9 protein-coding genes and 5 pseudogenes are annotated in these 13,887 nt (G+C 70.7%); 9 read left to right on the top strand and 5 right to left on the bottom strand.

Translation table 11 applies throughout. The annotated features are described in order from the left end of the window. The first annotated feature begins 5 nt into the window (after positions 1-5). Positions 6-1,714 (top strand): annotated as a pseudogene (locus tag BMG07_RS26765) (FAD-dependent oxidoreductase). A 28-nt stretch (positions 1,715-1,742) separates the two neighbouring features. On the opposite strand, the gene BMG07_RS26770 reads toward BMG07_RS26765, so the two are convergent. Further along, complete coding sequence (locus tag BMG07_RS26770; RefSeq protein WP_198087079.1) at positions 1,743-3,191, bottom strand: MFS transporter; 1,449 nt, start codon at positions 3,189-3,191, stop codon at positions 1,743-1,745. A 188-nt stretch (positions 3,192-3,379) separates the two neighbouring features. Between BMG07_RS26770 and BMG07_RS26775 the strand changes: the two genes are divergently transcribed. The 4 genes from BMG07_RS26775 (at position 3,380) to BMG07_RS26795 (ending at position 5,428) form a co-directional block, all read left to right on the top strand. Next, positions 3,380-3,892 (top strand): phosphatidylglycerophosphatase A, encoded by a 513-nt coding sequence (locus tag BMG07_RS26775; RefSeq protein WP_198087089.1) that lies wholly within the window; start codon positions 3,380-3,382, stop codon positions 3,890-3,892. Positions 3,893-3,956: 64 nt separating this feature from the next. Then, positions 3,957-4,475 carry a CinA family protein gene (locus tag BMG07_RS26780; protein ID WP_198087080.1) on the top strand — a complete coding sequence of 173 codons (519 nt, stop codon included), beginning with the start codon at positions 3,957-3,959 and terminating at the stop codon, positions 4,473-4,475. A 144-nt stretch (positions 4,476-4,619) separates the two neighbouring features. Beyond that, entirely contained in the window at positions 4,620-5,114 is a 495-nt protein-coding gene (locus BMG07_RS26790; protein WP_198087081.1) for a nuclear transport factor 2 family protein, read from the top strand. After that, positions 5,111-5,428: a GNAT family N-acetyltransferase gene (locus tag BMG07_RS26795; RefSeq protein ID WP_198087082.1), complete on the top strand. Its 318-nt coding sequence runs from the start codon at positions 5,111-5,113 to the stop codon at positions 5,426-5,428. The genes BMG07_RS26790 and BMG07_RS26795 overlap by 4 nt, the downstream gene beginning before the upstream one ends. Here the strand turns inward: BMG07_RS26795 and BMG07_RS26800 are convergent. Continuing rightward, positions 5,418-6,604, bottom strand: a pseudogene (locus BMG07_RS26800) (MFS transporter). The gene BMG07_RS26795 and the pseudogene BMG07_RS26800 overlap by 11 nt on opposite strands. Before the next feature lie 133 nt (positions 6,605-6,737). Continuing rightward, positions 6,738-7,519 (bottom strand): annotated as a pseudogene (locus BMG07_RS26805) (UPF0149 family protein). 55 nt (positions 7,520-7,574) lie between these two features. Here BMG07_RS26805 and BMG07_RS26810 point away from each other — a divergent pair. Both BMG07_RS26810 and BMG07_RS26815 read left to right on the top strand, forming a co-directional pair. Then, positions 7,575-9,272: an FMN-binding glutamate synthase family protein gene (locus tag BMG07_RS26810; RefSeq protein WP_198087083.1), complete on the top strand. Its 1,698-nt coding sequence runs from the start codon at positions 7,575-7,577 to the stop codon at positions 9,270-9,272. After that, the gene (locus BMG07_RS26815; protein ID WP_198087084.1) at positions 9,269-10,189 is read left to right on the top strand and encodes a hypothetical protein; all 921 of its coding nucleotides are present in this window, start codon (positions 9,269-9,271) and stop codon (positions 10,187-10,189) included. Before BMG07_RS26810 ends, BMG07_RS26815 begins: the two co-directional genes overlap by 4 nt. Here the strand turns inward: BMG07_RS26815 and BMG07_RS26820 are convergent. Beyond that, a pseudogene (locus BMG07_RS26820) lies at positions 10,186-10,613 on the bottom strand (putative toxin-antitoxin system toxin component, PIN family). The gene BMG07_RS26815 and the pseudogene BMG07_RS26820 overlap by 4 nt on opposite strands. A gap of 121 nt (positions 10,614-10,734) precedes the next feature. Between BMG07_RS26820 and BMG07_RS26825 the strand changes: the two are divergent. Beyond that, positions 10,735-11,220: a surface-adhesin E family protein gene (locus tag BMG07_RS26825; RefSeq protein WP_198087085.1), complete on the top strand. Its 486-nt coding sequence runs from the start codon at positions 10,735-10,737 to the stop codon at positions 11,218-11,220. Here BMG07_RS26825 and BMG07_RS26830 read toward each other — a convergent pair. Next, a pseudogene (locus BMG07_RS26830) lies at positions 11,206-12,443 on the bottom strand (class I SAM-dependent RNA methyltransferase). The gene BMG07_RS26825 and the pseudogene BMG07_RS26830 overlap by 15 nt on opposite strands. An 82-nt stretch (positions 12,444-12,525) precedes the next feature. Here BMG07_RS26830 and BMG07_RS26835 point away from each other — a divergent pair. Next, positions 12,526-13,887, top strand: a 1,362-nt coding sequence (locus tag BMG07_RS26835) for a HAMP domain-containing sensor histidine kinase (protein ID WP_198087086.1), incomplete at its 3' end; no start/stop codon positions are given.

A 13,887-nucleotide genomic window follows, 5' to 3' on the forward strand; every position in this document is an offset into this window, starting at 1 on the left:
TGAACATGACCGACAACACCGCAGCATTGCAGGCCGACGTGCTGATCGTCGCGCCGGCCCCGTGGGGCTCACGCTGGCCATGGACCTCGCTTCGCGCGGGGTCTCCGTGATCATCTGCGAGACCCGCCGCTTCGCCGAACCGCCGAACGTGAAGTGCAACCATGTGGCCTCGCGCACCATGGAGCAGTTCCGACGCCTGGGCGTGGCGCAGAAGCTGCGCGATGCGGGGTTGCCGGCCGACCACCCCAACGACGTGGTGTTTCGCACCACCGTGACGGGCACCGAGCTCACGCGCATTCCCATTCCGTGCCGGCGCGACCGCTACACCGACACCACCGGCCCCGACGGCTGGTGGCCCACGCCCGAGCCGCCGCACCGCATCAACCAGATCTACCTGGAGCCCATTTTGCTGAAGCACACGGCCGCGCTGCCGGGCGTGCAGCTGCTGAACCGCACGCAGTTCGCGGGCTTCACGCAAGACCACGAGGGCGTGACCGCCGTCACCACCGACATGGACAGCGGCGTGACGCGCAGCATCCGTTGCCGCTACATGGTGGGCTGCGACGGCGGCAGCTCCGGCGTGCGCAAGCAGATCGGCGCCAAGCTCGAAGGCACGGCCGTGATCCAGCGCGTGCAGTCGACCTTCATCCGCGCGCCGAAGTTGCGCGAGATGATTCCGGGCAAGCCCGCCTGGTCTTACTACGCGATGAACCCGCGCCGCTGCGGCACGATGTTCGCCATCGACGGCCGCGAGAACTGGCTGGTGCACAACCACCTGAACGCCGAGGAGCCCGAGTTCGATTCGGTGGACCGTGACACGGCGCTGCGCGAGATCCTGGGCGTGGGCCCCGATTTCGAGTACGAGATCATCAGCAAGGAAGACTGGATCGGCCGCCGCCTCGTGGCCGACCGCTTCCGCGAAGGCCGCGTGTTCCTGGCCGGCGACGCGGCGCACCTGTGGGTGCCCTACGCGGGCTACGGCATGAACGCGGGCATTGCCGATGCGCTCAACCTCTCATGGCTGCTGGGCGCGGTGGTGCAGGGCTGGGGCGACGAAGCCATGCTCGACGCCTACGAAGCCGAGCGCCAGCCGATCACCGAGCAGGTGTCGCGCTTCGCGATGGACCATGCACAGAAGATGATCCGCGCGCGCCGCGCCGTGCCGCCGAACATCGAGGAGCCGGGCCCCGCCGGCGACGCGCTGCGCGCCGAGATCGGCAGCGAGGCCTACGACCTGAACGTGCAACAGTTCTGCTGCGCGGGGCTGAACTTCGGCTACTTCTACAGCGGCTCGCCGATCATCGTGGCCGACGGCGAGCACACCGCGCCGACGTACTCGATGGGCGAGTTCACGCCCTCCACCGTGCCGGGTTGCCGCGCGCCGCATTTCTGGCTGGCCGACGGCCGCTCGCTGTACGACGCCTTCGGGCCGGGCTACACGGTGCTGCGCTTCGACCGCAGCGTGGACGTGCGCCCGCTGGAGCGGGCCGCAGCTGCCTACAGCATGCCGCTCACGGTGCTGGACATCGAGACCGAGGAAGTGCCCAAGGCCTACACGCACCGCCTGGTGCTGTGCCGCGCCGACCAGCACGTGGCCTGGCGCGGCGCGCACCTGCCGGCCGAGGTCTACGACCTGGTGGGCATGCTGCGCGGCGAAAGCCGGCGCGTGCTGGCACGCCGGCGGGCACTGGCCTGGGAAGGCGTGGTCGCCTGAGGCCCGCGCGCCACCACGCTCAACGGGTTCACCAGGTTCGCCTGGCAACCGCGCGGTAGGCCAGCCACACGGCCAGCGCGGGCGCGAGCGCGAAGCTTGCGAACAGCCAGGCCGCCGCCGATTGCGCGCCCTCCACGCCGCCCGGCGTGGTGAGCCCCGCCGCGTTCGCCACCAGCCCCGCCACCGCCGCGCCCACGGCCATGCCGTAGAGCTGCACGGTGGTGATCGAGGCCGAGGCCAGGCCTTCCTCGCCCTTGGGCGCCAGCGACATCACGCGCGTCAGCAGGTGCGGCCAGCCGATGCCCACGCCGAGGCCGACAGCCGCCAGCGCCACCGCGACCAGCAATGTCTCGATGCCCGCGCCGAACACGCCCGGCGACGGCAGCAGCAAGGCCAGTGCCACGAGCCCCAGCGTGCAGATCACCGGGCCGGCGCGCAGCATGCGGTCGGCCCCGGCGCCGCTACGCCCCGAGGACAGCAGCGAACCCGCGCTCCAGCCGCCGGCCATCGCGGCCGTGAGATAGCCCGCCGCGAGCGGCGAATGGCCGTGCAGCAGCTGCAGGAAGTACGGCACGAAGATCTCGGTGTCCGTGCCGATCAGCAGCAGCGCCACGCTCGCGTAGATGGCGCCCAGCGGCGCGCTCATGGCATAGGCGCCGGTCGGCAGCACGCGCACGGCGGCGCGGCTGTCGATGCGCGCGGCCGCGAACCCGATGGCCAGCCCCAGCACCACGCCGACGGCCTGCCAGAGCACATCGGACAGCAGGCCGCTGGCCGCGATCACCAGCACCGAGGCCGCCAGCAGCCCGATCTGCGGCGCCGGCACGCGCGGCATGGTCGCCGGGCGCCTGTGCGTCACGCCGGCCGAGGGCCGCAATTGCACCAGCACCAGCACGGCCTGCGCGGCCGCCACCGGCAGCAGGAACCAGAAGGCCCAGCGCCAGTGCCCGGCCTGCGCGAACAGGCCGCCCACGGCCGGCCCGCACAGCGTGGCGACGCCCCACATGCCCGACACCAGCGCCACCGCGCGCGGCCACAGCCGCTGTTCGAACACCAGCTGGATCAGCCCGTAGCTCAGCGCCGCGAGCAACCCGCCGCCGAGCCCCTGCACCGTGCGGCCCGCGAGCATCCACGGCATGGCCGGCGCGATGGCGCAGCCGACGGAGCCGAGGCTGAACACCGCCAGCGCCGCCAGGCACGCGCCGCGCGGGCCGAGCACCGCCAGGAGGCGCACCGACAGCGTGGCGCCGAGGATCGAGCCGACCACGAACAGCGTGGTGCTCCAGGCATACCAGTCGAGCCCGCCGATCTCGCGCACCACTGAAGGCAGCACGGTGGTCACGATGTGGACGTTGATGGCGTGCAGCGCGACGCCGCCGGTCAGCGCGAGCGCGCGCCAGCCGTTGCGGCCGCTGAAGAGTTCGCCCCAGGCGGCAATGGGTGGCGGGGGCCGCAAGGCGGCGGAAGAAGAAGACATGACGGGATGCGAGGGACAGGAAAGAAGCCTGGATGGTAGGCGGCGAGCCTTAATTAAACAAGCTATTGCTTTGATTAATAAAAACTCCCGCGAGCAGGCGCAGGCCCGGATGCGCGACACTCCTGCCCCTGATGCAGTCCGCTTCTTCCTTCACACCCTCCCCGTCCGGCGCCGTGCCCACCCCCTCGATGCGCCGCGCCACGCTGGGCTTCATGCTTTCGCACCCCGCGCACTTCATCGCGCTGGGCTTCGGCTCGGGCCTGCCGCGCTTCGCGCCCGGCACCGTGGGCACGCTGTGGGCCTGGGTCGCCTTCGCGGTGATGCAGCTGTGGTTCACGCCGGCCACCATCGGCTGGATCATCCTGGCGTCGCTGCCCGTCGGCTGGTGGGCCTGCACCGTGACCGCGCGCGACATGAACGTGGCCGACCCGGGCGCGATCGTGTGGGACGAGGTGATCGCCTTCTGGATCGTGCTCTGGCTGGTGACGCCGGCCGGGCTGCTGGCGCAGGCCGTGGCCTTTGCGCTGTTCCGTTATTTCGATGCCGCCAAGCCCGGCCCGGTGGGCTGGGCCGACGCGCTGTTCAAGCAGCGCGACGCGGCGCAGGTGCGCTGGTGGCGCGCGGGCTTCGGCATCATCCTCGATGACCTGGTAGCGGCCTTCTGCACGCTGCTGGTCATTGCGCTGTGGCGCGCCTGGTGAGAGCAGGGTGAAAGCGATGGATTCTTCTTCCGTATCGACGACAGCGACGACAGCGACGACAGCAATGACAGCAACGACCCCGACCACGCTCGCGGACCGCGACACCCCCGCGCTGGTCGTGGCCGCGGCCGGCCTGCTGCAGCAAAAGGGCTGGATGCTGGCCACCGCCGAGAGCTGCACGGGCGGGCTGATCGGCGCGGCCTGCACCGAGCTCGCGGGCTCGAGCGCGTGGTTCGAGCGCGGCTTCATCACCTATTCGAACGAGGCCAAGACCGAGCTGCTGGGCGTGGACGCGGCGCTGATCGCGGTGCACGGCGCGGTCAGCGAGCCGGTGGCGCGCGCCATGGCCGAGGGCGCCGTCGCGCACTCGCCGCCGTCGCGCGTGGCGCTGGCCGTGACCGGCGTGGCGGGCCCGACCGGCGGCACGCCCGACAAGCCGGTGGGCACGGTGTGGTTCGGCTGGTCGGTCGACGGCCAGGTGCGCACCGAGCGCCGCCGCTTCGACGGCGACCGCGCCACGGTGCGCGCGGCCACGGTGCACTACGCGCTGCAGACGCTGGTCGAGCTGCTCTCGGCGCGATAAAGCAAGGCGCGTGCTGCCCGTGTGGCTCACCGTGCACCGCGAGGTGCGCACCGACCGGCGCATCCGCGCGGTCTATGATTTCCTCGCCCGCACCCTTCCCAAGGTGCGCTGACTCCACGCCATCCACCCCCAGCAAGAGGCCTCATGACCGCTGCCATCAACGCCCAGACCATCGAGCGCTTCTACAGCGCGTTCGCCAAGCTCGACGCCCCCACCATGGAGGCCTGCTACGCGAGCGATGCCGAGTTCGACGACGAGGCCTTCTCGCTGCGCGGACGGCGCGAGGTGGGCGGCATGTGGCGCATGCTGGCCGGCGCCACGCAGGCCAAGGGCGCCGACGTGTGGCGCCTGAGCTGGCGCGACGTGCGGGCCGACGAGCGCTCGGGCAGCGCCCACTGGGACGCGCACTACCGCTTCAGCGCCACCGGCCGGCTGGTGGACAACAGCATCGACGCGCGCTTCACCTTCACGCCCGAGGGCCTGATCGCCACGCACCGCGACAGCTTTCCTTTCTGGACCTGGTCGCGCCAGGCACTCGGCGCGCCGGGCCTGCTGCTGGGCTGGAGCCCGATGCTGCGCAAGAAGGTGCGTGCCACCGCTGCCACCAACCTCGCAACCTACCTGGCACGCCAACCATGAGCACCAACACCGCCCTCGCCTTTTCCAACAACGAAGCGCAGCACCGCTACGAGGCCGCGCTCGACGGCAAGCTCGCGGCCTATGCCGAATACAACCTGCTGACCGACGCGATCATGTTCACGCACACCGAGGTGCTGCCCGAGCATGAAGGCAAGGGCGTGGGCTCGGGCATCGCGAAACACGTGCTCGACGAGGCCCGCGCCAAGGGGCTGCATGTGATTCCGGTGTGCCAGTTCATCGCGGGCTACATCCGCAAGCACCGCGAGTACGCCGACCTGGTTCGGCCGGACATTCAACGCGCCTTCAAGATCTAGCGGAAGCAGCCTTCGGCGCGGGCAGCCACGCGAAGGCCGCGATGCCCAGCACCAGCAGCACGGCGATGGTGCCCAGCACGGCCGTCAGCGGGTCGCAGCCGTGCGCGGCCGCCACCGAGGCGGCCACGCCGGTGCCCCACTGCATGAGTGCCACGCCGAGGAACATCGCCATCGTGAACACGGCCATCGCGCGGCCGGTGAGCGCGGCGGGGTAGGCGCCGCGCACGTCGCGTACTGCCAGACGATGAAGCCCGAGAGCACGCCGATCAGCAGCATGCCGCCGATGTCGAGCCAGGCCGAATGCAGCACGGCGATGAGCGCGAACAGCGCCGCGTAGCCGAAACCGCAGATCACGATCCAGCGGCGGCGCGAGGCGCCGTCGCGGTCGAGCCGCCCGAACAGCGGCGCGCCGAACAGCGAGATCACCGACACCGCCAGCGCGACGTTGCCGCTTTGCACCAGCGAGTAGCCGTGGCGCTCCATCATGAGCGGCCCGAGCCACAGGCCGCGCAGCGAAATGAAGGCCGCGTACGTGACGGCGCCCAGCACCACGATGCCCAGCGTGTGCGGCATCGCGAACAGCGCGCCGAACTGGCGAATGGCCTCGGGAATCGATTCCTTGACCTGCGGCACGGCCGAGGCCGGCTCGTGCACCCAGTGCCAGATGGCAAGCCACGCCAGCGCGGCGGCCACGGCCAGCACCACGAAGCCGGCGCGCCATGAATAGGCCTGCACCAGCCACGCGAGCGGCGTGCCGGTGGCCAGCATGCCCAGGCCGCCGACGGCCAGCACCATGCCCGACACGGTCGCGAAGCGCGCGGCGGGAAAGTGCCGCGCGATGAACACGGTGCACACCAGGAAGGCCGGCGCGCAGCCGACGCCGATCAGCGCCTGCCCCGCCACCAGCACGAGGTAGCTGGACGACACGGCCGACAGCAGCGCGCCCGCGATGGCCACGGGAAACGCGACCAGCACCGTGCGCCGCACGCCGTGCAGGTCGATGCCGATGCCCATGAACAGCTGCATGGCGCCGAACGCAAAATGAAAAGCCCCCGAGAAGATCCCGAGGGCCTGGGCCGACAGATGGAAGTCGGTTTGCAGCGGGCTCGCCATGATGGCGCCGACCGTGCGGAACGCCTGGCTCAGCGCGACCCCGGCGCACAGCGCCAGCACCATGACCCACGCGGCGCGGGGCGTCAGGGGTTCAGCGGCGGGGCTCATGCGGGCTTCGTGTGTTCGTGAGTTCGGGGGCGTTGTCCGGGGGCGCGGCGTGAGCGCGCCCTGAAGAACAACGCACGCGGCCCCTCAGTTACTCACCGTGGCACTTCTTGTACTTCTTGCCGCTGCCGCAGGGGCACGGATCGTTGCGGCCCGGCGTGGCTTCCTTGCGCAGCGTCTCGCCCTTGGGGCCCAGGCTCTTCCAGAGCTGGCGCAGGTCGTACACGGCCCAGATGGCGGCGCCGAAGTCGTCCAGACGCTGCTGGCTCACGCTGGGCGGCGCGTCGTCGCTGTACATCGACAGCGTGGGCTTGGCGTTGTCGTCTTCCGTCAGCGCAACGATGTTGTCGAGCGCGTCGTTGAGCATCTGCGCGGCATCCTTGTCGCGCGGCGTGGCCCAGTCTTCGGGCCAGTTTTCCACGGCGTACATGAAGCCGAGCGCCCACACCTGGGCGAACGACGGAATGGCTTCGCCGGCGACTTCGGCGCGCTCTTCCTCGGGCAGCGAGGCGATGGCGCCGCGGGTGTCGAGCACCTCGGGCTGCCAGCTGCGCTCGTCGTCAAGCGTTTCGACGGGGGCGTCCAGGCCCTCTTCGATCTCGACCCAGCGGCGCTTCCAGTTCCAGACGAACTCCATGTGCTGCGCGGACGAGAAGCCGTCGCCCAGCAGCACGGGCCAGTATTCGGAGGGCATGATGGGCCGGCGGGTGCAGATCAGCGCGGCCATGAAGCCTTCGCAGACTCCCATTGGGGAGTTTCCTCGTCGTGCTCGCGCATGGCGTCGAGCGCCTGGTCGAGGGCGTCGAAATCGTCGGGGCCGAGGGGTGCGGGGGTGGCCGAAGTGGCCGGTGTGGGGTCGGGAATGGTCGTCATGGCAAGGTCGGGACAGCCCTCTATGATGCAGCAGGCTCCGGTCGACACTATTTCTATGCCCACGATTATTCCGTTTCCGGCGCGCTACAGCGCCTTCGCCCTGTGCGTGGGCGGTCTGGTGGCCTGCCTGGCCTTCGTGCTGGTTTCGCCGCATCTGTGGCTCGCCTGGATCGGCGTGGCCGTGTTTGCGGTACTTACCGGTACCGGCGTACACGACCTGCGGCAGACGCGCCACGCCATCCTGCGCAACTACCCGGTCATCGGCCACCTGCGCTTTCTGCTGGAGTTCATCCGCCCCGAAATGCGGCAGTACTTCATCGAGAGCGACTCCGAGGCCGCGCCGTTTTCGCGCGCGCAGCGCTCGCTGGTGTACCAGCGCGCCAAGGGCGACCCCGACAACCGGCCCTTCGGCACGCAGTTGAACGTGACCATCGCGGGCTACGAGTGGATCAACCATTCGATGCAGCCGACCAAGCTCGCGAACCACGATTTCCGCATCGTGATCGGCGGCACGCCGCAGCCCGCTGATGCGAATCCCGCCCAGGTCTGCACGCAGCCTTACAGCGCGAGCGTGTTCAACATCTCGGCCATGAGCTTCGGCGCGCTGTCGGCCAACGCCATCCTCGCGCTCAACCAGGGCGCCAAGATGGGCGGCTTCGCGCACGACACGGGCGAGGGCTCGATCTCGCAGCACCACCGGGTGCACGGCGGCGACCTGATCTGGGAAATCGGCTCGGGCTACTTCGGTTGCCGCAACGACGACGGCAGCTTCAGCGAAGAACGCTTCACCGCCAACGCGCGCGACCCGCAGGTCAAGATGATCGAGATCAAGCTGAGCCAGGGCGCCAAGCCCGGGCACGGCGGCGTGCTGCCCGCGCCCAAGGTCACGCCCGAAATCGCGGCGGCGCGTGGCGTGCCGGTGGGGGTGGACTGCATTTCGCCCTCGTCGCACAGCGCGTTTTCCACGCCGACCGAGATGATGCATTTCGTCGCCCGGCTGCGCGAGCTGTCGGGCGGCAAGCCGACGGGCTTCAAGTTCTGCCTGGGCCATCCGTGGGAGTGGTTCGGCATCGTCAAGGCGATGCAGGCCACGGGCATCACGCCCGACTTCATCGTGGTGGACGGCGCCGAAGGCGGCACCGGCGCGGCGCCGGTGGAGTTCAGCGACCACGTGGGCGCGCCGCTGCAGGAAGGCCTGCTGCTGGTGCACAACACGCTGGTGGGCGTGAACTTGCGGCACCGCATCAAGATCGGCTGCGCCGCCAAGGTCATCACCGCCTTCGACGTGGCCCGCATGATGGCGCTGGGCGCCGACTGGTGCAACGCGGCGCGCGGCTTCATGATGGCGCTGGGCTGCATCCAGGCGCAGAGCTGCCACACCGGCCACTGCCCCACGGGCGTGACCACGCAAGACCCGCTGCGCCAGCAGGCGCTGGTGGTGCCCACCAAGGCCGACCGCGTGCGCAACTTCCACCGCAGCACGCTGCATGCGCTGCAGGAGCTGGTGCAGGCCGCGGGCCTGGACCATCCGCAGCAGATCACCGCGCACCATATCGTGCGCCGCATTTCCGACACCGAGGTGCGCCTGTTGAGCAACCTGGTGATGCAGGTGCAGCCGGGCGCCTTGCTCGGGCCGCTCGACGCGCAGCACAATGTCTTCCGTACCTACTGGCCGCTGGCCAGTGCAGAGAGTTTTCAGCCCGTGACACAGGGCCCGCAGGGGCTGGTGGCGGGCTTCGCATTGGCCGCATGAACCCATTGAGACGAGGCGCCGCCGGGCGCCTGCAATCGCGCAAGGGCGCAGCTTCGGCGCCCGCCCCCCTCGACGCGCTCGCGCGCACGCCGGCTGCCGGCGACTACGCGGAGTTCCTGCGCATCACCCTGCCCCGACAGGAAAAGAACGTGGCCAGCCACCGCTTCGGCAGCGAACGCGTGTGGCTCAAGAAGGCCGGCCCCCGGCACGGCAAATGGGGCTACCGCGTGATGGCCGCCGTGGCGCGCATGGCGGGGCTGGACATCATCAAGCCCGTGCCCAACCCGGGCGGCGAGGCCGCCATCGCGACCGAGGCGCGGCGCCTGAAGACGCTGGCGGCCGCCGGCCTGCGCGTGCCGGCGGTGCTGGCGCAGCAGGCGGACGGCCTGCTGATCTCCGACCTGGGCGAAAGCGGCCGTGCCACGGTGGTGCTGCAGGAGCGGCTCGACCAGGCTGCCGCCGCCGGCCCCGCCGCGTTGCTGGCCGTGTGGCGCGAAGGGCTGGCCGCGATTGCCGCCGTGCACGTGTGCGGCCAGCACCTGAGCCAGGCCTTCGACCGCAACCTCGTGCAATGCCCCGACGGCGTGATCGGCTACATCGACTTCGAGGACGACCCGGCCGAGGTCATGACGCTGGCCGAATGCCAGGCGCGCGACTGGCTCAGCTACCTGCACTCGACGGCCATGATGCTGGAGGCCGCCGCGCCGCAGGCGGCCGGGCAGCACTGGCACGCGGCGCTGGCTGGCGTGAGCGCCGAGGTGCGCGAGCGCATCACGAACACCGCGCGGCGCATGAAATGGGCGCAGAAGCTGCCGGCCAGCCGGCGCTGGGGCCGCGACACGCAACGCGTGCGGGCCGTGGCGCGGCTGCTGGGGCGCTGGCACCTGTCTTCGGCGCCTCCCGTGCTGCCCAACTAGGCCGCGAACGCCGCCCGCACGGCCACGCCGCGCAGGGCCAGCCGCGTCTTCATCGACAGCACGGCCTTGTCCTTGCTCAGCAGCAGCGCGCCGTGCGCCACCGCCAGGTCGATGAAGACCTGGTCGTCGGGGTCGCTGCAGACGCAGGCGCGCGCGGCGGCACGCCCTCGACCAGTTGCACGCGCGCATCGAAATCGGCCAGCACGGCCTGCGGCGCCAGCGCGCGCTGCGCCATGCGCCGCACGATCAGCGGGTAGCCCAGCACGCGCGCCAACTCGACGCGCATGGCGGCGGTCGCGAGCCAGCGCAGGCGGCCGGCCGCGAGCTGCTCGGTCAGCGGGCCCCAGGCGGGGTCTTCGAAGACCAGCAGGTCGAGCGCGATGTTGGTGTCGATGACGACGGGGCCGGGTTCTGTCAACGTCATGGAATGTTCAGGGGAATAGGTCCGATGTTGCACCATGGGGCTTCTCGTCAGGCCCGCGTCGGACTGGTACGCGAGAATTCCACGCGCGCATGCCGCGCTTTCCCGACCACGTCCTTCTTTCATGAAACGAATACCGCTGCTGTGCCTCGTCCTGCTCGCCTCGGCGGGCGTCCGGGCCGAGTGGCTGACACTCACGGGCACCCCCGGGGATGCCGCCAGCAGCTACGTGCAGGTCGACCCGGCCCGCATCGAGGTGGACGGCGCGCACCGCACCGTGGCCCTGCGCATGAACCTGTCGGAAGACCGCCTCAACCACGACGGCATCAAGTTCCGCTCGTTCCAGGCCCTGGCCGACGTCGATTGCGAGGCCCGCAGCGCCCGCTATGTCAGCGCCAGCTACTTCGCGCAGCCCAACTTCGTGGGCGACCCGGTCTCGGTGAAGCAGTTCGAAGAAAGCGACGTCCGCCCGATGACCCTGCCCGGCGCGCCGCAAGGGCTGGCCGCGCGCACGGTCAATGCCGCCTGCAGCGTGCGCCCGAAGGAGCCGCAGAAAGAAGCGCCGCCGAAGGAAGCGCCCCGGCCCGAAGGCGAGTCACTTCCGCGCTGAGCCCGCGACCATGTCGAAGCGGAACAGCCGGCATTCGATGGGGCCGTTCCACATCGGCACGCGGCGCGACTCTTTCAGGCGCATCTGCTTGGGCAGCTTCAGGTCGGGCGTGAGCACCCAGGCGGTCCAGCCGGCGTAGTTTTTCTTCCAGTGGGTGGCCAACTGCGGGAAGAACTCGCCGCCGTCGCCCTCTTCGCCCTGTGCGGTCTGCGCCGATTCACGGGCGCCGAAGCGGCCCGTGCCGGCCACGCCGCCCACCTCGATGCGCTCGCCGTACGGCGGGTTGAGCATGATCACGCCGCTCTCGGCCGGCGGCATGCGCTGCAGCGCGTCGCCGCCGCGGAACTCCACGGCCTGCGCCACGCCGGCGCGTTCGGCGTTGCGCTCGGCGAAGTCGACCATGCGGTGCGACACGTCGGAGCCAAAGATGGCCACGCCGCGGTCCGCCACGCGGGTCTCGGCTTCATTCCTGATGGCCGTCCACACGTGCGCCTGGAACGGCAGCAGCTTCTCGAAGCCGAAGCGCCGCAGCGACCCGGCGGCCATGCCGCGCGCGATCTGCGCCGCCTCGATGGCGATGGTGCCGCTGCCGCAGCAGGGGTCGTACAGGGGCTGCTCCGACACCTGGCCGGTCTCGGGGTTCCACCAGCCGCTGGCGGCCAGCATGGCGGCGGCCAGGGTTTCCTTCAGCGGGGCGTCGCCCTTGTCCTGGCGCCAGCCGCGCTTGAACAGCGGCTCGCCCGAGGTGTCGATGTAGAGCGTGCAGGTGTCGGTGGTCAGGTGGGCGAACACGCGGCAGTCGGGCCACTGGGTCTCGATGCTGGGGCGCACGCCGTGGGCCTTGGCGCGGAAGCGGTCGGCAATGGCGTCCTTGATGCGCAGGGTGGCGAAGTTCAGGCTCTGCAGCGGGCTGTGCTGGGCCGTGGTCTCGATCTTGAGGTCTGCTTGGGCGTGAACCAGATCTCCCAGGCCACGCCGTTGGCGATGGCGTAGAGGTCGTTCTCGCTGCGGTAGGGCGCATGGGCCAGCTCGACCAGCACGCGCTGCGCGAGCCGGCTGTGCAGGTTGAGCTTCAGGGCGTCGCGCCAGTCGGCGCGCACCCGCACGCCGCCGCGCAGCGTGAGCAGGTCTTGCCCGGCGCGGCCGGTCAGGGCGTGCACCTCCTGGGCGAGGAATTCCTCGACGCCGGCGGCGCAAGGCAGGAAAAAGGAAAGATCGTTCACGGAAAGTTGGCCATCGGGAAGCCCGACTAGGGGACTCCATTGTCGCCGCGTCACGGTCCTTCTCTATATAGTCGATTTGCCGATGAACCCCACCCCCACCTCACCGACCGCGCCGGCCGCCGCCGGCGGCGACCGCTTCGCGATCCAGTGCGAGGTGTTGCGGCTGTCGATCCGGCCCATCGGCCCGGTGCTGCTGGTGCAGTACCTGCTCAATTGCGGCGTGGCGGCGCTGTTCGCGTGGCAGTACTCGCTCACGCGCGCGCTGGTGTGGATCGGCCTGATCACCGTGGTGACGGTGCTGCGCGGCTTCTTCCCGCAGCGCCTGCCGGAGCCCTTCACGCCGGCCAGCCTGCGCCAGGCACAGCGCACACACACGCTGCGCACCGCCATCTGGGAGCTCGCGCACGGCCTGGCCGGGCTGCTGCTGTTCAACCCCGAGCGCGCCGACCTGCAGCTGCTGCTGGGCCTGATCATCATGGGCATGACGCTGTCGTCGGCCTTCTCGGTGTCGTTCTACACGCCGGCCACGCAACTGGCGATCACGCTGCTGCTGGGGCCGATCATCGTCACCGGCCTCTGGCTGGGCGCGCCGGTGATGATCGCCGTGGCGGTCATCGGCATCGGCCTGACCGCGATGATGTGGAAGCTGGTGGCCGAGCGCTCGCGCCAGCTCGAGGAGAACATCGGCCTGCGGCTCAACGAGCGCACGCTGCGCGAACAGGCGCTGGCCGGCCTGCGCGCCTCCGAGCAGGCGCAGGCCGAGCGGCTGCGCTTCTTCTCGGCCGCCAACCACGACCTGCGCCAGCCGGTGATGGCCATCGGCCTGCAGGCCGAGGTGCTGCGCCAGCAGCTCAGGAGCGGCGCCGACATGGCCGCTGTGCAGCACACCGTGACCTCGCTGGCGCGCGCGCAGCAGGCGCTCGAGGGGCTGACCAACCAGCTGCTCGAAATCGGCCGCATCGAAGCCGCGGCCGATCCGCTGCGGGCCGAGGCGGTGGCGCTGGCCCCGATGCTGCACGAACTGGCGCGGCAGGCGGGCGAGGGCCGCGTGAAGGTGCGCTGCCCGGCCGGGGCGCTGGCCTGGACCGACACCGTGTCGCTGCGCCGCGTGCTGGCCAACCTGGTGGACAACGCGGTCAAGTTCACGCCGCGCGGCCGCGTGCTGCTGGCGGTGCGCGCGCGCCGGCGCGAGGCCGGCGCGGCCTGGCGCATCGAGGTGCGCGACAGCGGCATCGGCATCGCGGCCGACGCGCAGGAGCGCGTGTTCAACGACTTCGAGCAGATCGGCAACGTGGAGCGCAACCTGCAGCGCGGCCACGGGCTGGGCCTGGCGATCGTGCGGCGGCTGGCGGCGCAGCTGGACATCGAGGTGGCGCTGCGCTCGGCACCGGGCCGGGGCTCGGTGTTCAGCTTCGAGCTGCCGGCGGCTCGGGCAACGCGGCGG

Source organism: Variovorax sp. E3, from assembly GCF_016082275.1.
Classification (GTDB): domain Bacteria; phylum Pseudomonadota; class Gammaproteobacteria; order Burkholderiales; family Burkholderiaceae_C; genus Variovorax.

Excerpts from the sequence above, each read along its gene's own strand:
- BMG07_RS26770 (WP_198087079.1), bottom strand. The coding sequence starts at position 3,191 with ATGTCTTCTTCTTCCGCCGCCTTGCGGCCCCCGCCACCCATTGCCGCC.
- BMG07_RS26775 (WP_198087089.1), top strand. The coding sequence starts at position 3,380 with ATGCGCCGCGCCACGCTGGGCTTCATGCTTTCGCACCCCGCGCACTTC.
- BMG07_RS26780 (WP_198087080.1), top strand. The coding sequence starts at position 3,957 with ATGACAGCAACGACCCCGACCACGCTCGCGGACCGCGACACCCCCGCG.
- BMG07_RS26790 (WP_198087081.1), top strand. The coding sequence starts at position 4,620 with ATGACCGCTGCCATCAACGCCCAGACCATCGAGCGCTTCTACAGCGCG.
- BMG07_RS26795 (WP_198087082.1), top strand. The coding sequence starts at position 5,111 with ATGAGCACCAACACCGCCCTCGCCTTTTCCAACAACGAAGCGCAGCAC.
- BMG07_RS26810 (WP_198087083.1), top strand. The coding sequence starts at position 7,575 with ATGCCCACGATTATTCCGTTTCCGGCGCGCTACAGCGCCTTCGCCCTG.
- BMG07_RS26815 (WP_198087084.1), top strand. The coding sequence starts at position 9,269 with ATGAACCCATTGAGACGAGGCGCCGCCGGGCGCCTGCAATCGCGCAAG.
- BMG07_RS26825 (WP_198087085.1), top strand. The coding sequence starts at position 10,735 with ATGAAACGAATACCGCTGCTGTGCCTCGTCCTGCTCGCCTCGGCGGGC.